The organism is Variovorax boronicumulans, assembly GCF_019352895.1.
GTDB classification, from domain to species: domain Bacteria; phylum Pseudomonadota; class Gammaproteobacteria; order Burkholderiales; family Burkholderiaceae_C; genus Variovorax; species Variovorax boronicumulans_A.
In genome coordinates this window covers 887,644-913,796 of sequence record NZ_JAAAFX010000009.1, presented here as the reverse complement: position 1 = coordinate 913,796, position 26,153 = coordinate 887,644, and the positions used below count along the sequence as shown (strand labels likewise).

Genomic DNA, 26,153 nt, shown 5'->3' with positions numbered 1-26,153 from the left:
AGGCGATCTTTTATTTTCACGTGTCGGAGGTAGGGTTGAGCATTGCCCGTTCGTCTACCGAGGTAGGAGCGCCCTTTTCACCATGAGCCACCTGTCGCCCCCGCCCCCCACGTCCTGTCTGCCCGAACTGCCGGACGCGCAGGCGCTGGACTGGTTTGTGCGCCAGCAACGGGGTCTGACGCGCGACGAGCAGGCGCAGCATCAGTCGTGGCTCGCGAGCGATGAGGCCCATCAGGCCGCCTATGCGCGGTGGCAGGCCAGCTGGGACACGCTCGACGGCCTGCCTGCCGCAGGCATGGCCGCGCTGAATGCGCAGCTTGCAAGGGATCTGCAGACCCTGGCGGCGCAAGAGCCAGTGGCTGCGTCGCCAGGAACCCTCCACGCGTCCGAGCTCCCTGCGCCCCGGTCTTCTTCCGCCCGCCGCAGCGGTCGGCGCCAGTGGGCGGGATGGCTGCTGGGCGCCAGGGATCCTGCGCAAGGTGCCCCTGCGTGGCCGGTCCGCTGGGCGGCGCCTGCACTGGTAGTGCTGATGCTCGCCGGTGGCTACGGCGGTTGGGAGGTCTGGCAACGCCAGCCCCTCTACAGCGCGGCACACGCCACCGCACGCGGCCAGCAAACCCAGGTGCAACTGCCCGATGGCTCGCTGATGCGGCTCGATACGCTGACCCACACCGATGTGAGCCTGTACCGCCAGCGCCGCGAGGTGCGCCTGTCCGAGGGGCAAGCGGTGTTCCAGGTCACGCACGACGCCAGCCGTCCCTTCGAGGTGCTGGCCGGACCGTTGCGCATCACCGTCGTCGGCACGCGGTTTTCCGTGCGCTACACGGCGGGCACGCCGGGCCAGCCCGACGTGCGGGTGGCGGTGGAAGAAGGCCGGGTGCGGGTCGAGCCGATCGATCCTTTGGCATCGTCGGATGGATCGGCGACCCAGCGGGTGGAACTGACCGCCGGCGAGCAGATCGCCAGCGACGCCCACGGCGGCCTGGGCGCCATCAGCGCAGTGCCGGCCGCGGGCATTGCGCCCTGGCGCAACAACCGCGTGAGTTTCGACAACACGCCGCTCGACCAGGCGCTGGCCGAATTCGAGCGCTACGGCGCCACGCCCTTGCGGGTGCAGGACCCGGCGGTGGCCGCCTTGCGCCTGACCGGCACCTTCGATCCGCTGCACCTGGACAACTTCGTGCGCGCGTTGCCGCAGGTGCTCCCCGTACGTCTGGTGCCCGATCCGATGGCGAAGGCCGGGGCGGCCGCGTCCACGCCAGCGGGGCCGTGGCTGGTGGTGGGGCGCTGAGCGCGGGCTTCTCGCCCTGATTCGGAGCCGCGCACCTCCGGCATGCAGCGCCTGGCCCGACCGCGGTCCGGCGCCGGAACTTTCTTGAATTAATTTGTGCGCGGATGGTAGGGCCCGCCCCGGGTTGCCCGTCTACATGAGAAGGATTCCCATTTCTTCTCTTGGAGTACGTGTTCATGCCCCGCCCTTTTCTGCAACCCGCGCCCCTTGCGCTCTCGCTGGCCCTGGCTTTTGGCGGCGCCAGCGGGCTGCCGTTGCTCGCCCATGCCCAGACGGTCAAGCCGGCCGCGCTGCAGTTGCGCATGGCTGCCCAGCCGCTGGGCCAGGCGCTCAACGAGCTGGCACGCCAGTCGAAGCTGGAGCTGATGGTGCAGCCCGCGCTGGTGGCGGGCAAGTCCGCCCCGGCCCTGCAGGGTGCCTTCACGCTGCAGCAGGCCATCGACCGTCTGCTGGCCGGCACCGGCCTGGTGGCCGTGCGCGACGCGAACATGCTGGTCATCAAGACCGCGCCCGGCGGCACGGCCACGCTGTCGGAAGTGCTGGTGACGGCCTCGAACCGCGAAACGCCCTGGGGCCCGGTGTACGGCTACGCCGCGCGGCGCGCCATGTCGGCCGCCAAGGACGACGCGGCGCTCAACGAGACGCCGCAGTCGATTTCGGTCGTGACCCGCGACCAGATGGACGACCAGGGCGCGCAGACCGTGACCGATGCACTGCGCTATGTGGCGGGCGTCAACACCTCGGCCTATGGCGAGGACCCGCGCTACGACTGGATCACCGTGCGTGGCTTCAACCAGTCGGTGTTCGGCATGTACCGCGACGGCCTGCGGGCCTCGGGCAGCAAGATCGGCATGCGCATCGACCCCTACGGGCTGGAACGCATCGAAGTGCTCAAGGGCCCGACCTCGGTGCTTTACGGCCAGAACGCGCCCGGCGGCTTGATCAACAACGTGACCAAGCGCCCCACGAGCGAGCCCCTGCACGAGCTCTCGTTGGGCGTCGGCTCGCACGACCGCAAGCAGGCGCAGTTCGACTTCGGCGGCCCGCTGGCCGGCAGCGAGACGCTGTCGTACCGCCTGACTGGCAATGTGCGCGACAGCAACACGCAGATGAACTTCGCGCCCGACGATCACGTCTACATCGCGCCGGCCATCACCTGGAGGCCCGACGCCGACACCTCGCTCACCCTGCTGGCCAACTACCAGAAGGACCGCGCGGCCTGGGGCCTGTGGTACCCGCGCGCCGGCACGCTCAACCCCAGCCCCTGGGGCCGGATCCAGCCCGCCTTCTATCCCGGCGAACCCGACTTCAACCAGTTCAAGCGCGAGCAGTATTCGGTCGCCAGCCTGTTCGAGCGCAAGCTCGACAACGGCGCCGTGTTCCGCCAGAGCCTGCGCGTCGAGCACATGGACTATGACTCGGCCTATGTGCGTGGCCGGGGCCTGATCAACACCCGCGGCCAGATCGACGACAACGGCTACCTGCTGTTCCGCGACGCCAACAGGGGCCGCCTGGACTCCGATGTGTACGCGATCGACAACCAGCTGGCCTGGAACTGGCAGGCCGGCGGCCTGGAGCACCGCCTGCTGGCCGGCCTCGACAGCAGCCTGACCCGCTACACCGACCGCCAGCTCTCGGGCAACGCCCCCCTGCTGGACATCCGCAACCCGCAGTACGGCCAGCCGATCAGCGAACCGACCGACCCCTGGTCGCGCGACGTGAAGGCCCGCCAGACCGGCGTCTACCTTCAGGACCGCATCGACCTGGGCGAGCGCTGGGTCGTGCGTGGCGGCGTCCGTCACGACTGGGCCCGCACCGACACCATCGACCCGCTGGGCACGCTGGCGCTGCGTCAGAAGAACGGCGCGACCACCTTCCAGGCCGGCGCGCTCTACAAGGCCGGCAACGGCTGGACGCCGTTCGCGAACTACGCCGAATCTTTCCAGCCGACTGCACAGGCCAGCAAATCGGGCGCGCCCTTCGATCCCACCGAAGGCAAGAGCGTGGAGGCCGGCGTGCGCTACCAGCCGGACCACAGCCGCAGCATGTTCACCGCCTCGGTCTACAACATCCGCCAGCGCAACGTGCTCACGCAGGACCCGAGCGACAGCCGCTACTCGGTGCAGACCGGCGCGGTGCGTTCCCGCGGGCTGGAGCTGGAGGGCGTGTGGGAAGTCACGCGCCAACTGACCGTGATGGCCAGCTACACCTACATGGACGCGGCGGTGACGCGCAGCAACGTCCTGGGTGAAACCGGCACCCGGCCGCGCGACGCCTGGGGTACCACCTCGCCCAGCAACATGGCGTCGATCTGGGCGCACTACCGCTTTGCCGACAGCACCCTGCGCGGCGTGACCATCGGCGGCGGCGCACGCTACATGGGCCGCACTATCGACTACGGCGCATCGCCCACCGCACCGGACAACGCCTATTCCTTCCAGGCCAAGACGCCGGCCTACACCGTGTACGACCTGGCGCTGGGCTACGAGCCGAACGCGAACTGGCGCTTCCAGCTCAAGGTGAACAACCTGTTCGACAAGCTCTATGTGGCCAACCCCTGCGGTGGTTCACCCCTGAGCGCCTGCTACTACGGTCCGGTGCGCAGCGTGCTGCTCAGCGGCACCTACCGCTGGTAAGCCGGCATGCGCGCCTGGATGACGCGGTTGCACCGCTGGGCCGGCCTGTTCATGGCCGCCTTCCTGTTCGTGGCCGGGCTCACCGGCGCGGTGATCTCATGGGACCACGAGCTCGACGAATGGCTGAATCCGCAGCTCTTCGATGCGCCTGCGCCTTCGCCCGAGGCGCACAAGCGCAGCGCGCTGGAACTGGTCGAGGGCCTGGAGGCGGCCGACCCGCGCCTGCGCGTGGCCTTCGCGCCGCTGGAGGTCGAAGACGGCCACGCGCTGGGCGTGTCGGTGGTGCCGCGCGTCGATCCGGCCACCGGCAAACCCCATGCGCTGGGCTTCAACCAGGTCACGCTCAACCCCTACACCGGCGAGGTGCAGGGGACGCGCCTGTGGGGTGCGATCTCGCTGTCGCGCGAGAACCTGATGCCCTTCCTCTACAAGCTGCACTACAGCATGCACATCCCCAGCGTGGGAGCACTGGAACTGGGCACCTGGTTCATGGGCATGGTCTCCATGGTCTGGGTGCTGGACTGCTTCCTCGCGCTGTGCATCTCGCTGCCGGGCCGACGCGCCTGGCGCAAGTCGTGGCGCAAATCCTTCAGCTTCCGGTGGCGCCAGGGCGGGCACAAGCGCACCTTCGACCTGCACCGCGCCGGGGGCCTGTGGGCGTGGGCGCTGCTGCTGACCGTGGCGATCACCTCGGTCAGCATGAACCTGCGCCGCGAGGTGGTGCGCCCGCTGGTCGAACGCGTGTCGACCTTGACGCCCGACATTTTCGCGCTGCGTGCGCCCGTGCCCGTGGCCCGCTTCGTCGAGCCGGGCATCCGCCGTGACGAGGCCCTGACGCTGGCCCGCCAGGAAGCGGCCCGGCGCGGCTGGACCGCACCGGCCGGTGCCGTGTTCTACAGCGCGCCCTACAAGCTGTACGGCGTGAACTTCTTCGAGCCTGGCGACGACCACGCGAGTTGGGGCCTGGGCCACCCCTGGCTCTATCTGGACGCGCAGACCGGCGCCTACCTCGGCGACCGGGTGCCGGGCACCGGCACGGCGGGCGACCTGTTCCTGCAGGCCCAGTTGCCGCTGCACACCGGCCGCATCGCGGGCACGGCCGGCCGCGTGACGATGAGCGTGCTGGGCCTCGGGGTGGCCATGCTCAGCGTGACCGGCGTGATGATCTGGGCGCGCAAGCGGCGTGCGGCGCTGCGGGGCAAGGCCTGCCGTGCCGCGCTGACGGGAATCGAGCACGGGGCTGCGAAGCGCCGCCATGCGGGCGCCGCCTAGGAAGAAGAGCGTCCGGGAACCCGGGGGCGAAGCCCGGACCGCCAAGCGGATAATCCGGGGCCGCCCCCTGCCCGGCCGGCCGGCGCGGAGAGAGGCACAAAGGACCGACCATGGACAAGTTCAGCGCGATGCGGGCCTTCGTGCGCGTCGTCGAAGCGGGCAACTTCACCAAGGCTGCGGATTCGGTGGGTGTGCCCAAAGGCCAGATGAGCCGCCTGGTGCTGCTGCTGGAAAAAGAACTCAAGACGCAACTGCTCAACCGCACCACGCGACGGGTCACGGTCACCGCGGACGGCGCGGCCTACTACGAGCGTGCGGTGCGCCTGCTCGACGAGCTCGATGAACTCGAGTCCAGCCTGTCGCGCGCCAAAGCCTCGCCGCGCGGAATGCTGCGGGTCGACGCACCGTCGGCGATCGCCAGCCTGATCCTCATCCCGGCGCTGCCCGATTTCTGCGCGCGCTACCCGGACATCCATGTCGACGTCGGCGTGAGCGACAAGCCCATCGACCTGATCGGCGAGAACGTGGATTGCGTGCTCCGTGCGGGAGAGATTTCCGATCCCTCCCTCATTGCCAGGCGCATCGCCGAGATCGACCGCATCGTGTGCGCGTCGCCCGCCTATCTGGCGCGCCACGGCGTGCCGCAACATCCGTCGGACCTCGAGAGCGACCGCCACCACGCGATCAGCTACTTCTCGCATGGCTCGGAACGCCTGACCTATGTGCTGCAGCGGGGCGCGGAGCAGTACGAGGTCCATGCGCGGTCGAGCGTCGCGGTGAACGACTCCGGCGCGATGCTGGCCGCCGGGTTGGCGGGCCTGGGCATCGCGCGCACCGCCCCGTTCATGGCGGCGCCGCACCTGGCGGCGGGCACCCTGACGGCCGTGCTGCCGGAATGGTCGGCCGGCGCCTGGCCGTTGTACGTGGTCTATCCGCCCCATCGGCATGTGAGCGTCAAGCTGCGGGTGTTCATCGACTGGGTCGCCGATCTTTGCGCGCGCACGCTGAAGGCGCCCAGAGTGCGGCCCTAGCGTCCGGCTCGCGGCCACTGTGCGATGGATCGAGACACTGCGTCTGCGCGCGCTCTCTTTTTCCATAGCAGCCCGAAGCCTAGATTCCCGACACGGCCGAGCCAGGCGACTGGCTCCTCATCCACCGAGAAAGGAATTCCACCATGGACGCCCCACGCTACGACGCTCGCAAGACCGCGCTTCTCTTCGTCGACCCCTACAACGATTTCCTGTCCGAAGGCGGCAAGCTCTGGCCGGCGATCCAGCCGATCGCGGAGGAAGTGCACCTGCTGGACAACCTGCGCGCGATCCAGAGCGCGACACGCAAGGCCGGCATCCAGAAGGTGATCGTGCCGCACCGGCGCTGGCAACCCGGCGACTACGAATGCTGGTGCCATCCCAGCCCCACGCAGCGCCTGCTGATGACCCGCAAGACCTTTGCCAAGGACAGCTGGGGCGGCGAATGGCACCCCGAGTTCGGCCCCCAAGCTGGCGACATCGTGGTGCACGAGCATTGGGCCTCCAGCGGCTTCGCGAACACCGACCTGGATTTCCAGCTGAAGCAGCATGGCATCTCGCATGTGATCCTGGTGGGCCTGCTGGCCAACACCTGCATCGAGACCACCGCGCGCTACGCGCAGGAGCTGGGCTACCACGTGACGCTCGTGAAGGACGCCACCGCCGCGTTCCAGCGCGAAATGATGCACGCCGCGCACGAGCTGAACGGTCCCACCTATGCCCACAGCATCGTGGACACCCGCGCGCTCCTCCAGGCGCTGCCCAGCGCTTGAGCGGGCCGCGCATGACCTCCACCTCCGACGGTGCGGCCGGCCTCTCCGGTCGCGTGGTTGCCCTGATGGCACTGAGCTGCGCGCTTGCGGTGTCGACCATCTACTACCACCAGCCGCTCCTGCCCCTGATCGCTTCCTCGTTCGGCGTGCCGTCGACGCAGGCCAGCCTGATCGCGACGCTGACGCAACTCGGCTACGCGATCGGCCTGTTGCTGATCGTGCCGCTGGCGGACCGCCAGCAGCCGCGCAAGCTCGCGTCCCTGGCCGTCGCCGCGAACGCGTTTGCGCTGCTCGCCTGTGCGGCGGCGCCCAGCTTCGCGCTGCTGTGCATCGCCAGCTTCGCCGTCGGGGTGACGGCCATCACCGCGCAGATCATCATTCCCACCGTCTCGGGCCTGGCGCCGCCGGCGCTGCGCGGCCGCACCGCGGGCATCCTGCTGGGCGGCCTGTCCGCCGGCCTGCTGCTGGCGCGCACGGCGAGCGGCTTCGTCGGCGCGGCCACTGGCTGGCGCACCGTGTTCCTCGCCGCCGCGCTGGTCGACCTGGGGCTGTGGGCGATCGTCGCCCGGAAGCTGCCCGCGGTCTCGACCCCGACGAGCCTCGGCTATGGCGCGCTGCTCCGTTCGCTGGGCCGCCTGGTGCGGGAGGAGCGCGTGCTGCGGATCTCGGCCGCCACCGCCTTCATGATGTTCGCCGCCTTCAGCGCGCTGTGGGCCACGCTCGCCGCGCTGCTGGCGCAGCCGCCCTACGGCTTCGGCCCCGCCGCCATCGGCGCGTTCGGGCTGGTGGCGCTGCTGGGCATCGCTGCGTCGCCGCGCATCGGTGCCCTTGCCGACCGGCTCGATGCGCGCGCCCTGCTCCTGGCGAGGGCGCTCGCGCTGGCCCTCGGCTTCGCGTTCATCGCGGCCGGCGGGCGCGGCCTGGGCTGGTTGATCGCCGGCATGGTACTGCTCGATTTCGGCAACCGCACGGGCTTGGTGGCGAACCAGACCCGGGTCTATGCGCTGCGGCCCGAGGCGCGCAGCCGGCTGAACACGGTCTTCATGGGCGCCTACTTCCTCGGGGGCTCGGCCGGCGCCGCGCTGGGAGCCTACGGCGCCCACCGGGCCGGCTGGGCCGGGCTCGCGGCGACAGGCGCGCTGCTGGCGCTGGCGGCCGCGGCCATCAACATGCTCTCGCTCCGCGCCGCGCGTGCGGCGGTCGTCGACGGCACCTCCTGAGATCCGGGCGGGACGGCCTTCAGTCGATCAGTTTCGAGACGGCGGCCTGCGCCAGCGCCTCCGTCCGGAAGTACCCCAGCACCGACCCCACGCCGCGGTGCCCGGTCATCGCCATGGTGTCGGCCAGCGGGACCTGCTGGCGCCCGGCCTCGGTCACGAAGCCTGCGCGCAGCGAATGGGCCGAGAAGTCCCCTTCCAGGCCGGCCGCGAGGCAGCGGGCCTTGACGATGTCGCGCACCGACCCATCGCCCAGTGCTTCGCCGAGGTGGCCGCCCCGGCGAACTTGCCGGAAGATCCTTCCTTCCTCGATCCCGCTGGCCTGCAGCCAGGCCGTCATCGCCTGCCCTGCCCTGCCCGCGATCGGCTTGGCGTTCTCCGCGCGATCGGCGCCGCTCTGGTTGGTCTTCGAGAAACTGAGCGTGTAGACATAGGTGTCTTGCCCGATGCGTTCCAGGTGGGCCATGTCCGCGGCGGCCACCTCCGAACGCCGGCGTCCGCCGGAAGACCAGGCGAACAGCAGCAGGGCCTTGTCGCGCAAGCCCTTGAGGCTGTCATCGCAGGTGGCCAGCATGGCCTGCAACGGCTCCTTCGTCAGCGCCCGCTGCTTGTGCTGCACCACGCCGCGCCTGGCGTAGGCGCGCCGACTCTTGGCCACCAGGTCGCGCACGGCTTCGGCCGCGCAGGGATTCGGCGCGCCGGCGGTCTGATGGGCCTTGCTGAGCACCGCGATCCGGTGCGTCACCGTGGCCAGCGCGAGCGGACCCAGGGCCGCCTTGTAGCGCCCCGCCACCAGGGCCTGGTCGGCTGCCGGCGGCAGTTGCGTGACCAGGCCCCTGGGCGTGCTGCGCTCGATGTGGTCGACCAGGAACTGGATCACCACGGGCACGGCGACCGGCAACTCGAGCTTCCGGCCGTAGCGCACCGAAAACCACGCGGCCCAGTACTTCAGCGCGGAGCGGTAGGTCGCCACGGTGTTGGCCGACTCGCCCTCCTCCAGCAATTCTTGGACGGCCGACGCGGTCAGCGACGAGATCTGCCCCGGGTCGAGCACCGGCAGCTTTTTCAGGGCCATCAGATCGCTCATGGTCGGCCTCCAAACCCGTTTTGATGCATATCTGTATAAAATAAAATGTGTGACGTATGATATCAAACATATAGTTTAAACAGGTCACGATAAGTTTCAGTAATCGTGATCTATTTTGAACCAGGAGCCAAACCATGTCGCAGAAGAGTTCGAGGGGTGTTCAGCAAGCCGATGTGTGGGCTGCGGCCGATGCGCTGATCGCTGCCGGCGACCGGCCGACCATCGAGCGTGTGCGCCAGAAGATCGGCAGCGGCTCGCCGAACACGGTCAGCCCCATGCTCGACGCCTGGTACCGCACCCTGCCCGCGCGCCTGGGCGTGGCCGCGCCGGCCGAGGGGGTCCCGGGCTACCGCCTGCCGCCCGAAGTCGCCGATGCGGCGCGCGCCCTCTGGGAGCTCGCCTGCCGCGATGCCAGCGAGCTGTCGCGCCAAGCCCATGAGGCGCAGCGCGCCGTGCTCGATCGCCGCGAGGACGCCCTCAACGTGGCCGAGGCCGAGTTCCAGCGCCGCGAAGAGACGTTTGCGTCGTCCAAGGCGTCGCTCGAGGAATCGGTGCTGCGCGGCAATGACACCATCGCCGGCTTGCAGCGCCAGCTCGATGCGGCGCAGCAACGGCAGGCGGCGATGGAGCGCCAGATCGAGCAGCTGCGTGAAGCCCTCGCCGGCTCCCAGGCACGCCAGGAGGCGCTGCGCACCGAGCAGGCGGCCGCCCTCGCCCGCAAGGACAGCGCGCTCACGGAAATGCAGCAGCGTCATGACGCGGTCGAGCGCCGGACCCTGCTCGAGGTCGATCGCGCGCGGGAGGAAGCCCGGCAAGCCGTCGCCCGGGCCGCGCGCGATGCGGCGCGTGCAACCGACGCACAGGCCAGGATCGGCCAGGCGCGAGACCAGGCCCTGGAGGCGCTGCGTGGGCAGGAAGCTGCCAGCGCCGCGGCCCAACACCAGGCGGCAGCGTTGTCCACGGCCAACGCCGAACTGCAGGCCCAGCTCGCCGGTGCGCAGACGCGTGGCACTGCGCTCTCCGAAACGCTGGCGGCCGAAGCCGAGGCTCATGCCGCCACGCGGCTGCTGCTGAGCCATGCGATGTCGCTGGTGGCTGCTGGAGGCAGCGCGCCCCGAAATGCGAAAGGCAGGGCGCCTGCCAAAACGAAGACCAGAACCAAACTCGCAGCTTCGACCGCCGGTCCGTGACGAGGCGCGTCGTCCGAAGCCCGTTGTCCGCGGCCTTGGCCCGCATGTCTGGACAGTTGAGGGTCGGCGCCCGGACTTCCGCCCGTCCGCCAGGCTTTCGACGCAGGCGTGGAGCGCGCGGATCTTGTCTGGAGCGTGATGGTGCGTCGCGCAGGGTGAAGGTCGCCCGAGCCCCTGGCGCCGCTCGCATTTCCATTCCGCCGCCAAGTGCCTGCCGCATGGAGCGCCAGATCGCCCTGGGTTTTTGTGTTGTGGAAATGAATACTTAGGTGTACAAATCTATCGCTTTCTAGGAAAAGCGATGAACCCTCAGGCGAAGTCGGACACGTCATTGGCGTTCTGCATGCATTGCGCCACGCAGCTGATGCCTTACGCGCGGGTGTGCCCCTGCTGCGGCGAGGATCCCTTTGCCGACAACGGTCTCGCCGATGGCTCGTGGTTCGACGAGGCGTCGGTGAACGTGCCGAGGGACCCGATCCTGGAGACGATGATGGCCATCGCTGCGGCCAGGCCCAAAGGTGCGTGTCCGGGCGATGCCTCGTTCCAGCGGCTTGGCGCGCCGGTCCTTGTCCGAATGCCGTCAGCAGCGGAACCGCCAGGTCCGACCTTGGCGCTGGCCACTGCAGGCGCCCTGCCCCGTCCTTCGACTCGGCGCCGTCGTGTGCTGACCGGGGTCGCGGCCGTCACAGTGTTGGCCGCGCTGACGGCGGGGCTGCTGAGCGTGAATGGCGTCTCGCCTGGACAACCCGCAGAACCGAAGACTGGGACCTCGTTTGCCGCTGCGGTTTCACAGGCGCGCGGCACCGTCCAGAGCGATGGCGGGGGCGAACCGGTCGTCGCCTCGGTCGCCAGTCCGGAGTCGCCGCTGGAAGCGCCGCCGCAGCAAAGCCCGGCGGCGCGGCCTGAAGAGGATGCGCGGACGATCGCCACGGCGCTGGGGCTGGGGCTGGGCGAGCGCCGCGAGGTGGCTGTTCCCGCGCCCCTGCCTGCGTCGGCAGACCGCATCGCCCCGCTCGCGGCATCGACCGCCACGGCCCCAGGTGGCAGCGCCCCATCGACGCCATGCAGCGACGCGCTGGCGGCGCTGGCGCTGTGCGGCAAGCCATGAGACACCGGTGTCGGCAGGCCCGCACAGGCTGGCGACGCGCTCGATTCGGCAACCACAAAAAGGCGTTCCATGGCCCTCCCCTCCATCGCAGCCGCACTGATCGCCATGGCCGTCATGACCGCGGCCGTTGCCGCGCCGCCGGCGAAGTACAAGATCGTCACCGCCTCGAAGACCGGCACCTACATCGAGATCGGCCGTGACCTGGCCACCTGGGTCGCCGAGCCGGCCGGTCTGGAGCTGGAGGTGCTCGAGTCCAAGGGCTCCGCGGAGAACATACAGCGCATGCGCTTCGAGCAGGGTGTCAAGCTGGCGCTGGTGCAGTCGGACGTCTACCAGGCCTTCCTGGACGAAGCCAGGGCCGGCAATGCCGACGCCGGCAACCTCATCCAGCCGCTGCGGCTGGTCATGCCGCTCTACGACGAAGAGATCTACTTCGTGGTGCGCGCCGATTCACCCCTCAACGCGATCCATCAGATCAAGGACCAGCGGATCGGCGTCGGCCCGCTGGGCAGCGGCACGGCGCTCACGGCCAGAACCCTCTACCAGCTGATGTTCGGCGCGCCGATGCCGATCGCCAACCGGCAGTACCTGAGCAACGAGGAGGCGCTGGCGAAGCTCACGGTGGACAAGTCCATCGATGTCGCGATCGTCGTCGCCGGGCAACCCGCCAAGCTGTTCTCGGAGATGAAGCCAGAGGCGCGCAAGTACATCAAGCTGCTCAGGCTCGACGAAGCGGCACCGGAATCGGCGCGCGCCAGGAAGACCTACTTTCCCTCGACCATCCGCGCCGACAACTATGCAAGCTGGCTGGCCGCCGACGTCCCGACGCTGACCGTGAAGGCCTACCTGGTCACCTACGACTACGGCATGAAGTCGACGGTCGCGAACCTCGTCAACTTCGCGGACTCGCTGTGCGCCAACTTCGAGCTGCTGCAGGCCAAGGGCCATCCGAAATGGAAGCAGGTGCGCCTCGAACTGCCGACCCTCGGCCAGGGCTGGCGCTACTTCCCGCCGATGGAAAGGCGGCTGCGCGCCTGCATCGCCAGCCGCGCCAACGTGGCCGCACGCAGTCCGGCCAGGCCGGTGTCGGCGACGCGCGCCTGCACCGAGCAGGAAGTGGTGCTCGGCATCTGCCGGCAGTAGGCTAGGCCGCGCGGGTCAGCGCGCGTCGCGGCGCGACAGCAGCAGATTGCCGCCCGTGGTGTTGAAGGAGATGGTGGGGGCGGTGAAGTCGCTCAGCGGCGCGCCGAGGCCGATCTCTCCGCTGCCATGCAGCACGCATTCGTCGCGGCGAAGGGAGATCTCGCCGCTCACGCCGGCGCTGCCGTGGAATCGGACCCAGGTGCCGTAGGTGCTGACGTCGACCAGCACGCAGCCGCCCTGCCGCGCCTCGATGCGCGCATGAAGCCGCGAGACGCGCGGGTCGTTGACAACGAACTGCGCATCGTCGACACGCCCCAGATGGATGGGCAACTGCGCCGCGCTGAACATCGACCGCACATCCAGCCAGGACAATTCGATCTGGCCGAAGGTCGAATCCTGCACGCGACCGCTGAGCGCCAGCGCGGCCGGCATCGTGAGGAATTCCGAATGCTCTTCCTGCCAGTCGATGCGGTGCACGATCGGCATTTCATTCTTGCCGCGGATGTTGATCGGGCCCAGGCTGCGATGCCGGACTTCGCCCTCGCGCAGTTGGGCAATCACCGAGGCGGTGGCCCAGATCTGGCCCGGCCCCGCCAGATCGCTCAGGCGCGACGCGAGATTGACGGCGTCGCCATAGCAGTCGCCATCGACCTCCAGCACTTCGCCGTTCGCGACGCCGATCTGCAGGTCCATGCGCAGCTGGATGGGCCAGGCCTGCAGGCGCTTCTGGTGGTTGCGCTGGAGTTCGAGCACGGCTGCCGTGGCCGCGTCGGCAGCGGAGAAAATGGCCAGCACGCCATCGCCCAGCATCTTCACGACGCGGCCGCTGTGGGCCTCGCAAACCCCGGCGATCCATTGGGTCAGGCGTGTCACCGTGTCGGTGGCGCGCTCATTCCCCATCGCCTCGAAGACTCGGGTGCTCCCTGTCAAGTCCGCGAAGATGACTGTTGAATTGGCGCCCATGTTGTGCAGTTTTTGGTAGCAATTGCCGTCCGATTATGGCAAAGCCATCGAAGGACGTGAGTGAGACGTACAAACTTTCGCTTGCACCGGGCTTTAGAACGATTGATTAACAATTGTGACCTCGCGAGCCGCCGCGCGAGGGTCATGCTTTTCGGTCACCAGGCCTCAAAAATATAAGGCATTGGTTTTCATTTTTTGATCACGCCAAAGAGGCGTTGTGACGAATGTTGTTTTAAACCATATCCAATGGTTTCTTAGCTTGTGAGGAGTCGGAGCCAGATTTAAGGTGGCAGTGTCGACAGCTTCGGTGCCACGCCTTTTGTCCCATGCCTGCTGGACTTTTCTCTCGCCTTTTTTCGCTTTCCGGATGGACGTTCCGCAAATCGTCGGACCGCCAATTGCGGCGGATCCGCGCGGCCATGCTGGTCCTGCTGGACGCCAATGCGGAGCCCGCCGCCCAGCGCATCGCGCAGCGCGTGCGCTTTGCGAGCGACCTGGAGGCGCTCTGGTATCTGCGCCAGGACCTGCTGGTGGCCGTGTCTGCGATCGACGGGGAAGCGGCGGCGCACCAGCGCATGCATGAGATCAATCGTCTCTTCAGGCGCGGCTTGCCGCAGACCATGGGGCCGCGGGTCCACCACCGCTTCACGGCCTGAGGCACGCGGGGCAAGGGCCCCGCACGGTCCTCAGTGGTGATGGGTGTGCCGATGGCCCCAGACCATGAAGATCTCGCGACCTTCGGCCGCCATCTCGATCTTCGCGCCCACCGGCAGCAGCACCTTGGTCGGCACATGGCCGAAGGGCAGCCCGGTCAGCACCGGCACCTTGAGCAGCGTGCGCAGCCGATCGACCACCGTGTTGAGCCCGAAGCCGCGGTCGTGCGGCACCTTCTTGAAAGACGTGAACTGGCCCAGCACCACGGCGCGCTGCTTCGCCAGCACGCCGGCATGGCGCAGCTGGTCGAGCATGCGCTCGAGCCGGTAGGGATGCTCATGCACGTCTTCCAGGAACAGCACGCCCTTGTCGATGGCCGGGAAGTAAGGCGTGCCGAGCAGGCTGACCAGCACCGAGAGGTTGCCGCCCCAGAGCACGGCGTCCTTGAGCGGCCGCAGCGCCGTGCTTGCGTCGATGTCGCGCGCCGGAATGCGCCATCCCGTGCCTTCGCCCTGCCCGCACACCAGGTCGTCGAAGCAGGCTTCCATGATGTCGTCGGGGCCGTCCTCGGCGCCGAAGTCTTCGCCGAGTGCGGGGCCGGCCCAGGTCACCGCGCCGGTCTTGGCGAGCAGCGCACTCTGGAAGGCCGTGAAGTCGCTGAGGCCGACGAACTCGGTGCCGTGGTGGATGGCCTTGGCGACCGCCTTGTACGGAATGGCATCGAGGATGCGCGTGAGGCCATAGCCGCCGCGGGCGATCAATGCCACATCGGCGCCGCTGGCGGCGGCGCGCGTGATCGCGGCGAGCCGCGTGGCATCGTCGCCGGCGAAACGCTGGTGGCTGCTCAGGGCGGCCTCGTCGATCTCGACCTCGTGACCGAGCGCCTGCAGGCGCTTCACGCCACGACGGAAAGCGGCCTTGTCACGGACCGCGCTGGAGGGCGAATAGATGTAGATATGTTTGCTCACGGCGCGAAGTATCCCATTGCGTTGGCGACCCACACCGTGGCTTGCGCCGGCGACGGGCCCGATGCATCGCCCGCACCGCGGCCCCAGGCGCGCAGCGCGGCCTCGTAGCCCCGGTCGGGAAACGGCGCCTGCCAGGCGGCACGCAGCGCGCGATCCGGGCTCTCGGGCACCGGCAGCACGCCGACGAAGCGCTGCGGGGCGGCCGCGCGCAGCAGCGCGGCGAGTTCGCCGGCGCCCTCTGCAGGTGCCAGCAGCACCGGGCCGGCCTGCAACCGTTCCAGCCATGCCAGGAGCATGTCGCGGTGCCAGTCCAGCGCATGCGCGGTCTCGCGTTTTGGCTTGTCGCTGCGGCCGAAGCCGATCAGGTCGGGCACCAGCCAGCGCGGGCCGGCAAGGCCGGCCAGATGGCGGAACTGGTGGCTCCAGCGCCCGGGCCCGTGCAGGCACAGCACGGTGGCGGGGGCGTCGGGCCGACCCTGGTCGAGGTAGTGCATGCGCCAGCCGCGCTGACCCGGCAGATCGGCGATGTAGTTCGGCGCAAAGCGGTCGGCGTCGAGGCCGGCGAAGCGGTCCTCGGGCGTGCGCAGTGCGTCGTCGCGCAGCGGCTGCGCCGTGGCCCGGGCCCGTTCACGCCGCTGCAGGAAGAAATCCTGCAGCACGGCCGCGCAATCGGCGGCCAGCACGCCGCCTTCGACCTGCGTGCGGTGGTTGAGCTGGGGCTGCGCGAACAGGTCGAGCACCGAGCCCGCGGCACCGGTCTTGGGGTCGGTCGCGCCGTAGACCACGCGCGCGAGCCGCGCATGGAGCATGGCGCCGGCGCACATCGCGCAGGGCTCGAGCGTCACGAAGAGTTCGCAGCCGTCGAGCCGGTAGTTGGAGAGCGCTTCGGCGCCTGCGCGCAAGGCCGCGATTTCCGCATGGGCACTGGGGTCGTGCGTGGCCACGGGGGCGTTGCGGCCCGTCGCGATGCGCACGCCGTCCTTGACCAGCACCGCCCCCACCGGCACCTCGCCCGCGGCGCCGGCCAGGCGTGCCTCGGCCAGCGCCAACTGCATCCATTCAAGGTCGCTGGTCATGGGCGCTCAGTTCGCTTCCTCGGGCATGGCACGGCGTTGCTGCTGGGCCGCGGCGTCCAGCGACTTCTGGATGTCCTGCTGCAACTGCCGGGTCTGCCCGCGCGCCGTGCGATCGGCGCCTTCGCCAGAGGCTGGCGCAGGCAGGCCCGGCACCACGGCCAGCGGCGTGGCCATCTGTTTCTTGACCAGCACGCCCACGATCAGCAGCGCGAGCACCAGGCCGATCAGGCCGAAGACCCGCATCTCAGCCCGCCTCCGCGCCAGCCACGATGCCCAGGCGCTGCATCCAGACGGCCAGCGCCTGTTCGTCCGGCGAGCCCGCGCTGTACTGCGCGTGCATGGCGGCATGCGATTCGGGCCGGTGCTGGTTGAGCTTGAGCTTGCATTGCAGCGCGCTCACGCGCAGCTCGAAGCCGACGATGCCGGCCAGCATCTTGTGTTGGAACTCTTGACCCAGATCGCGCCATTGCTGGGCATAGGCCGGCTCGTGGTCACCGATCAGTCGCTTGAGCAAGGCATCCTTGGCGTCGGGCGTTTCGATCAGGGTCGCTTCCACCGTGCAATGCACCACCAGGTAGTTCCATGTCGGCACGCGCGTGAGGTCCGGGTAGACCGTGGGCGACAGATAGGCATGCGGCCCCTGGAAGCACACCACCGCTTGCGGCCGTGCCTGCAGGTAGCGCCAATGCGGGTTCGGCTTGGCGCAATGGCCCAGCAGCACCAGTTCGCCCTCGGCGCGTTCGTCGACCACCAGCGGCAGGTGCGTGATGAAGGGCAAGCCGGTGTCGTCGTTGGAGACCAGGCTGGCAAAGGGGTGCTCTCGCATCAGCGTCAATGCGCTGGCGCGGTCCTTGGCGTTGAAGAACGGAGGCAGGTACATGGCGTGGGAGCTCGTGGGATGAGCGACGATTGTCCCCGAGTCGCCGATGGCAGGGACGCGGTCCGGCGAGAATGCCGCATCTTTTCGATCATGCAGGACTCGCTCTTTCCCGACGCCGACACGCCGCCGGCCGCCCCCGCGGCACCGGCCGCACGCCCCGATGCGGTCACGGACGTGGCGCCGGTGCGCCGGACCTCCCGCTCCACGACCATCGAGGCCGCGCCCCCCGATCCGGCCTTGCTGGCGCTGGCCGCCGGCCTGCCGCCGCAGGTGCGGCTGGGCACCTCGACCTGGTCCTACCCCGGCTGGGCCGGCATGGTCTGGGACCGCGACTATTCCGAGGCCCTGCTGGCCAAGCGCGGACTCACGGCCTATGCCCAGCATCCGCTGCTGCGCAGCGTATGCGTGGACCGCGCCTTCTACCGCCCCTTGAGTGCCAGCCAGTACGCGCAACTCGCCGCCATGGTGCCGCCGGACTTCCGCTTCGTGGTGAAGGCGCCGGCCCTCGTGACCGATGCGCTGGTGCGCGGCGAGGAAGGCCGTGGCCGGCAACCCAATCCGGCGTTCCTGAGCCCGGAGCTTGCGTTGCAGGAGTTCGTGCTGCCCGCGCTCGAAGGGTTGGGCGACCGCGTCGGCGCGCTGGTGTTCCAGCTGAGCCCCCTGCCCGTCTCGCTGCTGGCGCAATGGCCGCGCGTGCTGGAGCGTCTCGCCGCGATGCTGCACGCCCTGCCCCCGCTGCAGCCCACCGCGCCCGATGGCGTGATCGCCGTCGAGGTGCGCAACCCCGAACTGCTGACCCCGGCGCTGGTCGACGTGCTGCGCGGCGCCGGTGCCACCTACTGCCTCGGGCTGCATCCCAAGCTGCCGCCCATCGAGGAGCAGCTGCCCTTGCTGCGCGCGCTGTGGCCGGGCCCGCTGGTGTGCCGCTGGAACGTCAACCCGCTGCATGGCGCCTATGGCTACGAAGAGGCCGAAAAGCTCTACCAGCCCTTCGATCGCATGGTCGACCCCGACATCGAGACGCGCACCGCGCTGGCCCGGGTCATCACCGGCACGGCGCGCGCGGGGCAGAAGGTCTACGTCACGATCAGCAACAAGGCCGAGGGTTCGGCGCCGCTCAGCGTGCGAGCCCTGGCGGAAGCGCTCCAGCCGGCGGCGTGACGCAAGGCGCCGTGTGCGGACGCATGCGCGTCTTCGTTGGAGGCCTACTCGCCCGGTTGCGCCGCCCGATACAGTGCCCGCACCAGGTCCGACTGCGTGATCACGCCGACCAGGCGCTGGTCGGCATCGATGATCGGAATGTGATGGTGTCCGGCGTCCGAGAACAGTGGCACCAATTCGGCCACCTGCCGGTGCTCGCTGGCGACCCGCACCTCGCGCGTCATGATCTGCCCCACGGCCTCCGGCTTGTCGCCGTGCGTGCGCGTGCTGGGCCGGATCAGCGCACGCAGGCGATCGGCGATGCCGTCGTGCCGATCGAAGTCGGCATGGCGCATGAAGTCGGCCACGGTCACGATGCCCACGATGCGCTGCGCCCGGTCGATCACGGGCAGCGCCTTGACGCGTCGCTCGCGCATCAAGGCCCAGGCCTCGCCGAGCGGCGTGCCGAACTGCACGGTCCAGGGCGCGCGCGACATGATGTCGCGGCACTGGAGCTGGCCGAAGTTGCGCTGGTAGGCCGCAGCTTCGGCGTGCTGCAGCAAGGCCTCGAGGTCGTCGCGGCTGACGTCGAGCACCTGGTTGTAGTGGGCGAGCGCGGCGTCGAGGTCGGCGGTGGTGAAGCGCGACGCCGAGGACGTCGACGATGCTGCCGCCTGGCGCTGCGCATGCGGGTAGCGCTTGCCGGTCAGGCTGTTGTAGAGCACGCCGGCGAAGGCCAGCAACAGCGAATCGACCAGCATCGGAAAGACGGCGAAATGAAAGCTGCTGGCCGCCATCGCGGTGAGCAGCGCGGTCGCGCCGCCCGGCGGATGCAGGCAGCGCAGCAGGAACATGAGCCCGATGGCCAGCGCGACCGCCATCGCGCCGGCCCAGGCCGGGTCGGGGATCAGCATGGCGCAGGCCGCGCCCACCAGGGCCGAGAGCGTGTTGCCGCCGACCACGGCCCAAGGCTGGGCCAGCGGGCTGGCGGGCAAGGCGAACACCAGCACCGCGCTGGCGCCGAGCGGTGCCGCCAGCCAGGGCACCGCCGTGCCGGCGCCGTTCCACCATCGGCTGAGCAGCGCCGTGAACAGGATGCCGACACCGGCCCCGGCGAGCGCACGCCAGCGTTCGGGTGCCGAGACCTGCGCGGGGGCGGGCCAGAAGCCGAGAAGGAAATCGCGCAGTCTTTGCATGCGTTGGGAGGCTGAGGAGTTCATCGTTGACACGGGGCAGTGACGGCGATGATGTCAGAACGCAAGGTGCGTGGCCCGCATATCCCGGTCATCGCCCGCGCCGTCGGCAATGCAGGCACACAGGCGCGTGCGCGCACCCATGAAAAAAGGGCCCGAAGGCCCTTTTCTATTTTCGGCGAACCGCTCAGCGGACCACGGCGATCTGCGTGCGCACGCCACCCTTGTAGGTGAAGAGCGTCAGGGCGCCGTTCTTGATGTCGCCCTTTTCGTCGAAGGCGATCGGACCGGTCAGGCCCTTGTATTCCACCTTGCCGACTTCAGGCAGGTACTTCTCCGGATCGGCCGAACCGGCCTTCACCATCGCAGCGGCCAGCACCTGCACGGCGTCATAGACGTACGGCGCGTATATCTGGACTTCGACGCCGTTCTTTTCCTTGAACTTGGCCTTCCATGCATCGAGCGGCGCCTTCAGGTCGCCATCGACGCCGCCGGCTTCGGCGCACACCACCACGTCTTCGCCGATCGCGTCACCGGCCAGCTTGGCCAGCTCGGCCGTGCACATGCCGTCGCCGCCCATGACCTTGACGTTCATGCCGAGCTGCTTGATCTGCTTGAGCATCGGGCCGCCGACGGCGTCCATGCCGCCGAAGAACAGCACGTCGGGCTTGGCACCCTTGAGCTTGGTCAGGATGGCGTTGAAGTCGGTCGACTTGTCGGTGGTGAACTCATGGCCGACGATGGTCGCGCCCGCCGCCTTGGCAGCCTTCTCGAACTCTTCCGCGACGCCCTGGCCGTAGGCCGTGCGGTCGTCGATCACGGCGACGTTCTTGAGCTTGAGGGTGTCGACCGCGTACCTGCCGAGCGTGCCGCCCAGCTGCGTGTCGTCGGCCACCACACGGAAGGTGGTCTTGAAGCCCTGGCGCGTGTACTTGGGATTGGTCGAGGACGGCGAGATCTGCGGAATGCCGGCATCGCTGTACAGCTTGGAAGCCGGGATCGTGGTGCCCGAGTTCAGGTGACCGACCACGCCGTTGACCTTGCTGTCGACCAGCTTCTGGGCGACCGCGGTGCCCTGCTTGGGATCGGCCGCATCGTCTTCGGCCAGCAGCTCGAACTTGGCGACCTTGTCGCCGATCTTCACGCCCTGGGCGTTCAGATCCTCGATGGCCATCTTGGCACCCAGTTCATTGTCCTTGCCGAGGTGGGCGATGGCGCCACTGGTCGGGGCCACATGGCCGATCTTCACGACCAGCGTGGCGGCGGGAGGTGCTGCTGCGGGCGCGGCGGCCGTTGGTGCGGGCGCTGCAGCGGGTGCCGCAGCCTCCTCCTTCTTACCGCAAGCCACCAACGTGAGAGCAGCCAGTGCGACCGCAGTCCATTTCAATTGCATGGGAACCTCCAGAACAGGATGAATAGAAGTAAAAAACGGCCTCGTGACCGGATTCCTCCCTGCTGAGCAAATTCCGCGCCGGGCCTTGTCTCCAGCGCCCTCGCGCCGTCGAACCGGGCGGAGTTTAGCCCAAGGATGACGCGTCTTTGGGTGGGTTCGACCCGGGTGTTTCACCCAGTTCCTGCGCCAGCGATTCGACCACCAGCGTGCGCAGAACGGCTTCGATTTCGCTGCGCAACCGAGGCACCATGGCGTCGAGCTGCGCCTGCACGGCAGCCGACACCACGTCGCTGAGCCGTTCCTCGAGCGCCCCGTCGATGCGCTGCAGCACGCGGTGCATCAACTGCTCTTCCAGCGCGAAGCTCTCGAGCTCGGAAAGGCGCGCGACCGGGTCGAGCGCGACCGCTTCGCGCGGGTCGATCGCGTGCGCCGGCGCCGCGTCGACGACGGCCTGCGGCGGGGGCACCGGCGGTGCCGGCACGTCGAGCACCGTGGTGAGCGTGGGCACGAAACGCGGCGGAATGCGCGGCGCATTCATCGCGCGGCGCTCCCCTGGAATTGATGGCGGGTGATCGCATAGCCGCGGTCCGCATAGTGGCGCCAGCGCAGGCGCGCGGAGAGCCGATCGTCCTCGTCGTCGGTCACGATGTCGATCAGCCGCTCGAAGCGCTCGAAGCCCGCCGGGATCTCCGAGGCCAGGTTCAACAGCACCTGCTGGTGCGGCAATGCACCAGCATCGCCGTCCATGAGCACCACCGGGGAGCGCGACAGCACGGCCGGCTCGGCGCTGGCGCGGCAATGGGCCACGAAGTCCACCGCCGAGAGCTGCCACAAGGCCAGATCGATCGCGTCGATCACAGGCGCCGGCGCCACCACCACCACACGCGCGCCGCGGGCCCCGACGGCCTTGCGCAGCAAGCGACAGGCGTAGTGGACCTTGTCGGGCGTGTTGAAGTGGAAGTCGATCTCGGTCACGTCGCGGCGCGAGCCTTGCGGGCGGTCTTGCGCGGTGCGGCCTCGGCGGTCGCACCGGCTTCGGCCGCGCGCGCGAGCAGATAGTTCACCAGCAGGCCGACCGGGCGGCCGGTCGAGCCCTTGGCAGCGCCGCTCTTCCATGCCGTGCCGGCGATGTCGAGGTGGGCCCAGGGGAATTCGCTCGTGAAACGCTGCAGGAACTTGGCTGCCGTGATGGCGCCGCCCGCGCGACCGGCGATGTTGGCCATGTCGGCGAAGTTGCTCTTCAGGCCCTCGCCGTATTCGTCGTCCAGCGGCAGGCGCCAGCAGAGGTCCTGTGATTGCTCGCCCGCCGCGGACAGCGCCGTGGCCAGCGTGTCGTCGGAGGAGAACAGGCCGCTGCGCACGCCGCCCAGTGCGACCACGCAGGCGCCGGTCAGCGTGGCGATGTCGATCACGGCCGCGGGCGAGAAGCGCTTGGCATAGGTCAAGGCATCGCACAGGATCAGCCGGCCTTCGGCATCGGTGTTGAGCACCTCGATGGTCTGGCCGCTCATGCTGGTCACGACGTCGCCGGGCTTGAGCGCCTTGCCGTCGTTCATGTTCTCGCAGCTCGGGATCAGGCCGACCACGTTGATCGCGGGCTTGATCTCGGCGAGCGCGCGGAACACGCCCAGCACGCTGGCCGCGCCGCACATGTCGAACTTCATCTCGTCCATCTCGGCGGCCGGCTTGAGCGACACGCCGCCGGTGTCGAAGGTGATGCCCTTGCCCACCAGCACCACCGGCGCCGCGCTCTTGGCTGCGCCCTGGTAGCGCAGCACGATGAAGCGCAGCGGCTCGGACGAGCCCTGTGCCACGGCCGCGAAGGAGCCCATGCCCAGCTTGGCCACTTCCTTGGGGCCGAGCACCTCGCATTGCAGGCGCGGCAGCCGGCCCAATTCCTGGGCGGCGCCCGCCAGCAAGGTCGGCGTGCTGTGGTTGGCGGGGCGGTTGCCCCATTCCTTGGCCAACTCGATGCCCGCCACGGTGGCGCTGGCCTCGTCGAATGCCGAGGCCAGGGCCTTCGAATCGGCCACGCCCAGCACCAGTTGCCGGATGCTGCGCGCGTCGGCCTTGGGCTTGGTGGTGGTGTAGACGTAGCTGGCCTCGGCCGTCGCGAGCACGGCGGCGCGCACCGCGGGCGCCGCGGCATCCTGTGCGAAGACGATGGTCAGTCGCTTGGGCGCATGGGCCTTGGTGGCCTGCACGGCCGCATTCACCGCGGTGCGCACGGCAGCGGCCGAGCCATCGCCGATGGATGCCAGCAGCACACGGGGAGCGGCGATGCCCGCCGGCCGATACAGTGCAAGCAGCTTGCCGGCCTTGGACGGAAGATCACCGGCCTTGCGCGCGTCCTCCATGAGGGCGGTCAGCGCATCGGACCGACTGGATTTCGACAGCGCCCCGGAGGGCTCTGACTCGGCGAAAAGCACGACCAGGGCATCGGTCTTTTCGTTGGCCGCCTGGGCGGTGCTGAGGGTCTTGAGTTGAAAGTCCATAATCCTTTTCTTTCCCTTGACGATGTTATTCCATTCCTCACTGCGCAAAGAGCTGTCTCGCAGCTTCGGCGCCACGCTTGTCGTCCTGGTCACCATCGTGATGACCATGATGCTGATCCGCACGCTCGGCCTGGCCTCCAAGGGCAGCGTGAACCCGTCCGACGTGCTGCTCGTGATGGCCTACACGGTGCTCGGCTACATGCCGACCATCCTGAGCCTGAGCCTGTTCGTCTCCATCGTGGGCACGCTGTCGCGCATGTACCGCGACAGCGAGATGGTGATCTGGTTTTCCAGCGGGCGCGGACTGTTCGATTTCGTCAGCCCGCTGTTCCGCTTTTCCTGGCCGGTACTGCTGCTGATCGCGGTGCTGGCGCTGGTGGGGTGGCCCTGGGCCAATTCGCAGACCCAGGGCATGCGCGCCCAGTACGAGCGCCGCGGCGACCTGGAGCGCATCGCGCCCGGCGAATTCCGCGAGTCAGCCGGCCGCAACCGCGTGTTCTTCATCGACAAGGACACGCCCGACGGCACCACCGCCAACAACGTGTTCATCTCCTCGATCGAACGCAACCTGCAGATCATCACCTCGGCGCGCAGCGGCCGCATCGACGACGTGGGTGACGCGCGCTACCTGCTGCTGTCCAACGGCCAGCGCCTGGAGCGTTCGCTCGACGAGAAGCGCCTGAAGATCAGCGAATTCGAGACCTACGGTGCGAAGGTCGGGGACAACGTGTCCTCGTCGGCCGACGCGGCGCCGGTGCGCGCGCGCAGCACCCGGACCCTGTTGATGGAGCGCACGCCGGTCGCCCTGGGCGAACTCGCGTGGCGTATCGGCCTGCTGTTCGCCGGCTTCAATTTCGTGCTGCTGGCGCTCACGCTGTCGAACGTGAATCCACGGGCCGGACGCAGCGGCAACCTGCTGCTCGCGCTGTTCGCCTTCGTGGTCTATTTCAACCTGCTGAACCTCGGGCAGAGCTGGATCGGTTCCGGCCGCATCGGCATCGGCACCTTCATGCTGCTGGTCCATGGCGGCATCCTGGCGGGGACCTGCCTCTGGCTCGCCAAACGCAACAACAACTGGGGACTGCGGCGCCGTACCGCCGCGGCCTCACCTTCGGTACCGCGCGCGTGAAGACCATCCGTCGACTGATCTACAGCGAGGTGCTGAAGTCCGTGGGCTTCGTGACCCTCGGCTTCCTCGCCCTCTTCTTCTTCTTCGACTTCGTCGACGAACTCGGCGACATCGGGCGGCCCGACAGCCTGGGCTACGGCACGCCGCAGGCGCTGGCCTACGTGACGCTGCTGATCCCCAGCCACCTCTACGAACTGCTGCCGATCACGGTGCTGATCGGCACCATCTTCGTGATGTCGCGGCTGGCCCAGAGCTCCGAGTACACCATCCTGCGCACCAGCGGCCTGGGGCCCTGGCGCGCGCTGCGCTCGCTGCTCGCGCTCGGCGCCGGCTTCGTGGCGCTCACCTTCGCGGTCGGCGACTACATGGCGCCACTGGCGGACCGGACCGCCCAGACCCTCAAGGCCAGCTTCAGGGGCGACATCCTGGCGGCCGGCGGGGCCACGGGGGCTTGGCTCAAGGAGCGGCAGGGCGCCATGTCCTATGCGGTCAACGTGTCGGCCATGAACCGCGACGGCTCGCTGACGTCGCCGCGCATCTTCGAGTTCGACGACAAGGGCTTCGTGACGACGCAGACGCTGGCGCCGAGCGCCCGCATCGTCGACGGCGCCTGGATCCTGGCCAATGCCGAGCACCAGCAGTACGACACGCGCTCGGGCAACACGGCCCGCGTGGTGACCGACCAGGTGCCCGAATACCGCTGGCCGACCTCGCTGACCAGCGAAATGGTGTCGGTGGCCCTGCTCAAGCCGGAGCGCATGCGCACGCTCGACCTGTTCGAGTACATCAACCACCTCGAGGCCAACGGCCAGACCGCCCAGCGCTACGAGATCCAGTTCTGGCGCAAGGTGTTCTACCCGCTGTCCTGCCTGGTGATGGTGGTGCTGGCCCTGCCCTTCGCCTACCTGCATTTCCGCCAGAGCGGCATCACCAGCTATGTCTTCGGCGGCGTGCTGATCGGCATCAGCTTCTTCCTGCTCAACAACGTCTTCGGCTACATCGGCAACCTGAGCAACTGGATGCCCTGGCTCACGGCGGCCGCACCGGGGCTGATCTACACCTTGCTGTCGCTGGCCGCCTTCGGGTGGCTGGTGCTCAGGCGCTAGCGTGGCAGACCGGGAGACATCCGCCGTGGTGCTGTTCGCGCACGGCTCGCGCGATGCGCGCTGGCGCGAACCGGTCGAGGCCGTGGCGCGCCGCATGGGCGAACTGCAGCCTGGGGTGGCCGTCGCCTGCGCCTACCTCGAACTGGTCGAACCCGACCTGCCCACGGCCGCCGCGCGGCTGATCGCGGACGGCGCGCGCAGCTTGCGCGTGGTGCCGCTGTTCCTGGGCATGGGCAAGCATGTGCGCGAAGACCTTCCGCAGCTGCTCGACGCGCTGCGGTCCGCGCATCCGGAGGTGGCTTTTTCCTTGGTGCCGGCCGTGGGGGAGACGGCCGAGGTGATCGATCTGCTGGCACGGGTGGCCTTGCGCAACTGATTTTTTGCGCAAATCGATAGACCGATACGGCATAA

The 26,153-nt window shown here is 68.8% G+C and carries 25 protein-coding genes; 14 read left to right on the top strand and 11 right to left on the bottom strand.

All coding sequences use genetic code 11. The features are described 5' to 3' along the window. The first annotated feature begins 82 nt into the window (after positions 1 to 82). The 6 genes from K0H49_RS23385 (at position 83) to K0H49_RS23360 (ending at position 8,220) form a co-directional block, all read left to right on the top strand. Positions 83 to 1,291: a FecR family protein gene (locus K0H49_RS23385; RefSeq protein ID WP_219217606.1), complete on the top strand. Its 1,209-nt coding sequence runs from the start codon at positions 83 to 85 to the stop codon at positions 1,289 to 1,291. Between the two features lie 176 nt (positions 1,292 to 1,467). After that, positions 1,468 to 3,927, top strand: coding sequence for a TonB-dependent siderophore receptor (locus K0H49_RS23380; protein ID WP_219217605.1), 2,460 nt, complete (start codon positions 1,468 to 1,470; stop codon positions 3,925 to 3,927). 18 nt (positions 3,928 to 3,945) lie between these two features. After that, positions 3,946 to 5,199: a PepSY-associated TM helix domain-containing protein gene (locus tag K0H49_RS23375; RefSeq protein WP_374122406.1), complete on the top strand. Its 1,254-nt coding sequence runs from the start codon at positions 3,946 to 3,948 to the stop codon at positions 5,197 to 5,199. A gap of 110 nt (positions 5,200 to 5,309) precedes the next feature. Next, positions 5,310 to 6,230, top strand: coding sequence for a LysR family transcriptional regulator (locus K0H49_RS23370; RefSeq protein ID WP_219217601.1), 921 nt, complete (start codon positions 5,310 to 5,312; stop codon positions 6,228 to 6,230). A 143-nt stretch (positions 6,231 to 6,373) separates the two neighbouring features. Beyond that, a complete protein-coding gene (locus K0H49_RS23365; RefSeq protein WP_219217599.1) occupies positions 6,374 to 7,000 on the top strand; it encodes an isochorismatase family cysteine hydrolase in 627 nt (208 codons plus the stop codon). Between the two features lie 11 nt (positions 7,001 to 7,011). Then, complete coding sequence (locus tag K0H49_RS23360; protein WP_219217598.1) at positions 7,012 to 8,220, top strand: MFS transporter; 1,209 nt, start codon at positions 7,012 to 7,014, stop codon at positions 8,218 to 8,220. A gap of 19 nt (positions 8,221 to 8,239) precedes the next feature. On the opposite strand, the gene K0H49_RS23355 is transcribed toward K0H49_RS23360, so the two are convergent. Continuing rightward, positions 8,240 to 9,304 carry a site-specific integrase gene (locus K0H49_RS23355; RefSeq protein ID WP_257625090.1) on the bottom strand — a complete coding sequence of 355 codons (1,065 nt, stop codon included), beginning with the start codon at positions 9,302 to 9,304 and terminating at the stop codon, positions 8,240 to 8,242. A gap of 134 nt (positions 9,305 to 9,438) precedes the next feature. Here K0H49_RS23355 and K0H49_RS23350 point away from each other — a divergent pair, with 134 nt between their 5' ends. The 3 genes from K0H49_RS23350 (at position 9,439) to K0H49_RS23340 (ending at position 12,745) form a co-directional block, all read left to right on the top strand. Next, positions 9,439 to 10,494, top strand: a complete 1,056-nt coding sequence (locus K0H49_RS23350) for a DNA-binding protein (protein ID WP_219217596.1) — start codon at positions 9,439 to 9,441, stop codon at positions 10,492 to 10,494. A gap of 301 nt (positions 10,495 to 10,795) precedes the next feature. Continuing rightward, complete coding sequence (locus K0H49_RS23345; protein WP_219217594.1) at positions 10,796 to 11,602, top strand: hypothetical protein; 807 nt, start codon at positions 10,796 to 10,798, stop codon at positions 11,600 to 11,602. Positions 11,603 to 11,671: 69 nt separating this feature from the next. Then, a complete protein-coding gene (locus K0H49_RS23340; protein ID WP_219217592.1) occupies positions 11,672 to 12,745 on the top strand; it encodes a TAXI family TRAP transporter solute-binding subunit in 1,074 nt (357 codons plus the stop codon). Between the two features lie 15 nt (positions 12,746 to 12,760). Here K0H49_RS23340 and K0H49_RS23335 read toward each other — a convergent pair whose 3' ends face one another. Next, positions 12,761 to 13,708 carry an adenylate/guanylate cyclase domain-containing protein gene (locus K0H49_RS23335; protein ID WP_219217590.1) on the bottom strand — a complete coding sequence of 316 codons (948 nt, stop codon included), beginning with the start codon at positions 13,706 to 13,708 and terminating at the stop codon, positions 12,761 to 12,763. Between the two features lie 419 nt (positions 13,709 to 14,127). Here K0H49_RS23335 and K0H49_RS23330 point away from each other — a divergent pair, with 419 nt between their 5' ends. Beyond that, a complete protein-coding gene (locus K0H49_RS23330) occupies positions 14,128 to 14,364 on the top strand; it encodes a hypothetical protein (RefSeq protein WP_257625089.1) in 237 nt (78 codons plus the stop codon). A 30-nt stretch (positions 14,365 to 14,394) separates the two neighbouring features. On the opposite strand, the gene K0H49_RS23325 is transcribed toward K0H49_RS23330, so the two are convergent. The 4 genes from K0H49_RS23325 to K0H49_RS23310 are packed head-to-tail and all read right to left on the bottom strand — an operon-like array spanning position 14,395 to position 17,286. Next, the gene (locus K0H49_RS23325) at positions 14,395 to 15,330 is read right to left on the bottom strand and encodes an LD-carboxypeptidase (protein WP_219217586.1); all 936 of its coding nucleotides are present in this window, start codon (positions 15,328 to 15,330) and stop codon (positions 14,395 to 14,397) included. After that, positions 15,327 to 16,406, bottom strand: coding sequence for a tRNA adenosine(34) deaminase TadA (gene tadA / locus K0H49_RS23320; protein WP_219217584.1), 1,080 nt, complete (start codon positions 16,404 to 16,406; stop codon positions 15,327 to 15,329). Before tadA ends, K0H49_RS23325 begins: the two co-directional genes overlap by 4 nt. Before the next feature lie 6 nt (positions 16,407 to 16,412). Beyond that, positions 16,413 to 16,649 carry a hypothetical protein gene (locus K0H49_RS23315; RefSeq protein WP_219217582.1) on the bottom strand — a complete coding sequence of 79 codons (237 nt, stop codon included), beginning with the start codon at positions 16,647 to 16,649 and terminating at the stop codon, positions 16,413 to 16,415. Between the two features lies 1 nt (position 16,650). Further along, entirely contained in the window at positions 16,651 to 17,286 is a 636-nt protein-coding gene (locus tag K0H49_RS23310) for an FMN-binding negative transcriptional regulator (protein ID WP_219217573.1), read from the bottom strand. A 90-nt stretch (positions 17,287 to 17,376) separates the two neighbouring features. Here K0H49_RS23310 and K0H49_RS23305 point away from each other — a divergent pair, with 90 nt between their 5' ends. Beyond that, positions 17,377 to 18,447: a DUF72 domain-containing protein gene (locus K0H49_RS23305; protein WP_219217570.1), complete on the top strand. Its 1,071-nt coding sequence runs from the start codon at positions 17,377 to 17,379 to the stop codon at positions 18,445 to 18,447. A gap of 44 nt (positions 18,448 to 18,491) precedes the next feature. Here K0H49_RS23305 and K0H49_RS23300 read toward each other — a convergent pair whose 3' ends face one another. From K0H49_RS23300 to K0H49_RS23280, 5 genes are all read right to left on the bottom strand, one after another. Beyond that, on the bottom strand, positions 18,492 to 19,622 hold the full coding sequence (locus K0H49_RS23300) for an HPP family protein (RefSeq protein ID WP_219217568.1): 1,131 nt from the start codon (positions 19,620 to 19,622) through the stop codon (positions 18,492 to 18,494). 184 nt (positions 19,623 to 19,806) lie between these two features. After that, a complete protein-coding gene (locus K0H49_RS23295; protein ID WP_219217566.1) occupies positions 19,807 to 21,012 on the bottom strand; it encodes a branched-chain amino acid ABC transporter substrate-binding protein in 1,206 nt (401 codons plus the stop codon). A gap of 124 nt (positions 21,013 to 21,136) precedes the next feature. Then, the gene (locus K0H49_RS23290; protein ID WP_219217564.1) at positions 21,137 to 21,550 is read right to left on the bottom strand and encodes a hypothetical protein; all 414 of its coding nucleotides are present in this window, start codon (positions 21,548 to 21,550) and stop codon (positions 21,137 to 21,139) included. Continuing rightward, positions 21,547 to 21,987: a DNA polymerase III subunit chi gene (locus tag K0H49_RS23285; RefSeq protein WP_219217562.1), complete on the bottom strand. Its 441-nt coding sequence runs from the start codon at positions 21,985 to 21,987 to the stop codon at positions 21,547 to 21,549. Before K0H49_RS23285 ends, K0H49_RS23290 begins: the two co-directional genes overlap by 4 nt. Then, complete coding sequence (locus K0H49_RS23280) at positions 21,984 to 23,507, bottom strand: leucyl aminopeptidase (protein ID WP_219217559.1); 1,524 nt, start codon at positions 23,505 to 23,507, stop codon at positions 21,984 to 21,986. The genes K0H49_RS23285 and K0H49_RS23280 overlap by 4 nt, the downstream gene beginning before the upstream one ends. 22 nt (positions 23,508 to 23,529) lie before the next feature. On the opposite strand from K0H49_RS23280, the gene lptF reads away from it, so the two are divergent. Genes lptF through K0H49_RS23265 form a run of 3 tightly spaced genes read left to right on the top strand, consistent with a single transcriptional unit; the run spans position 23,530 to position 26,118 of the window. After that, on the top strand, positions 23,530 to 24,636 hold the full coding sequence (gene lptF, locus K0H49_RS23275; RefSeq protein ID WP_219217557.1) for an LPS export ABC transporter permease LptF: 1,107 nt from the start codon (positions 23,530 to 23,532) through the stop codon (positions 24,634 to 24,636). After that, positions 24,633 to 25,742: an LPS export ABC transporter permease LptG gene (gene lptG / locus K0H49_RS23270; RefSeq protein ID WP_219217555.1), complete on the top strand. Its 1,110-nt coding sequence runs from the start codon at positions 24,633 to 24,635 to the stop codon at positions 25,740 to 25,742. Before lptF ends, lptG begins: the two co-directional genes overlap by 4 nt. Position 25,743: 1 nt before the next feature. Then, the gene (locus K0H49_RS23265) at positions 25,744 to 26,118 is read left to right on the top strand and encodes a sirohydrochlorin chelatase (protein ID WP_219217553.1); all 375 of its coding nucleotides are present in this window, start codon (positions 25,744 to 25,746) and stop codon (positions 26,116 to 26,118) included. Positions 26,119 to 26,153: the final 35 nt, after the last annotated feature.

What these genes read in the sequence shown, in the direction of transcription:
- K0H49_RS23380 (WP_219217605.1), top strand. Translation starts at nt 1,468, where the DNA reads ATGCCCCGCCCTTTTCTGCAACCCGCGCCCCTTGCGCTCTCGCTGGCC.
- K0H49_RS23300 (WP_219217568.1), bottom strand. Translation starts at nt 19,622, where the DNA reads ATGCAAAGACTGCGCGATTTCCTTCTCGGCTTCTGGCCCGCCCCCGCG.
- lptF (WP_219217557.1), top strand. Translation starts at nt 23,530, where the DNA reads ATGTTATTCCATTCCTCACTGCGCAAAGAGCTGTCTCGCAGCTTCGGC.
- K0H49_RS23305 (WP_219217570.1), top strand. Translation starts at nt 17,377, where the DNA reads ATGCAGGACTCGCTCTTTCCCGACGCCGACACGCCGCCGGCCGCCCCC.
- K0H49_RS23345 (WP_219217594.1), top strand. Translation starts at nt 10,796, where the DNA reads ATGAACCCTCAGGCGAAGTCGGACACGTCATTGGCGTTCTGCATGCAT.
- tadA (WP_219217584.1), bottom strand. Translation starts at nt 16,406, where the DNA reads ATGACCAGCGACCTTGAATGGATGCAGTTGGCGCTGGCCGAGGCACGC.
- K0H49_RS23310 (WP_219217573.1), bottom strand. Translation starts at nt 17,286, where the DNA reads ATGTACCTGCCTCCGTTCTTCAACGCCAAGGACCGCGCCAGCGCATTG.
- K0H49_RS23315 (WP_219217582.1), bottom strand. Translation starts at nt 16,649, where the DNA reads ATGCGGGTCTTCGGCCTGATCGGCCTGGTGCTCGCGCTGCTGATCGTG.
- K0H49_RS23365 (WP_219217599.1), top strand. Translation starts at nt 6,374, where the DNA reads ATGGACGCCCCACGCTACGACGCTCGCAAGACCGCGCTTCTCTTCGTC.
- K0H49_RS23350 (WP_219217596.1), top strand. Translation starts at nt 9,439, where the DNA reads ATGTCGCAGAAGAGTTCGAGGGGTGTTCAGCAAGCCGATGTGTGGGCT.
- K0H49_RS23335 (WP_219217590.1), bottom strand. Translation starts at nt 13,708, where the DNA reads ATGGGCGCCAATTCAACAGTCATCTTCGCGGACTTGACAGGGAGCACC.
- K0H49_RS23375 (WP_374122406.1), top strand. Translation starts at nt 3,946, where the DNA reads ATGACGCGGTTGCACCGCTGGGCCGGCCTGTTCATGGCCGCCTTCCTG.
- K0H49_RS23360 (WP_219217598.1), top strand. Translation starts at nt 7,012, where the DNA reads ATGACCTCCACCTCCGACGGTGCGGCCGGCCTCTCCGGTCGCGTGGTT.
- K0H49_RS23280 (WP_219217559.1), bottom strand. Translation starts at nt 23,507, where the DNA reads ATGGACTTTCAACTCAAGACCCTCAGCACCGCCCAGGCGGCCAACGAA.
- K0H49_RS23340 (WP_219217592.1), top strand. Translation starts at nt 11,672, where the DNA reads ATGGCCCTCCCCTCCATCGCAGCCGCACTGATCGCCATGGCCGTCATG.
- K0H49_RS23330 (WP_257625089.1), top strand. Translation starts at nt 14,128, where the DNA reads ATGCTGGTCCTGCTGGACGCCAATGCGGAGCCCGCCGCCCAGCGCATC.
- K0H49_RS23290 (WP_219217564.1), bottom strand. Translation starts at nt 21,550, where the DNA reads ATGAATGCGCCGCGCATTCCGCCGCGTTTCGTGCCCACGCTCACCACG.
- K0H49_RS23355 (WP_257625090.1), bottom strand. Translation starts at nt 9,304, where the DNA reads ATGAGCGATCTGATGGCCCTGAAAAAGCTGCCGGTGCTCGACCCGGGG.
- K0H49_RS23295 (WP_219217566.1), bottom strand. Translation starts at nt 21,012, where the DNA reads ATGCAATTGAAATGGACTGCGGTCGCACTGGCTGCTCTCACGTTGGTG.
- K0H49_RS23385 (WP_219217606.1), top strand. Translation starts at nt 83, where the DNA reads ATGAGCCACCTGTCGCCCCCGCCCCCCACGTCCTGTCTGCCCGAACTG.
- K0H49_RS23370 (WP_219217601.1), top strand. Translation starts at nt 5,310, where the DNA reads ATGGACAAGTTCAGCGCGATGCGGGCCTTCGTGCGCGTCGTCGAAGCG.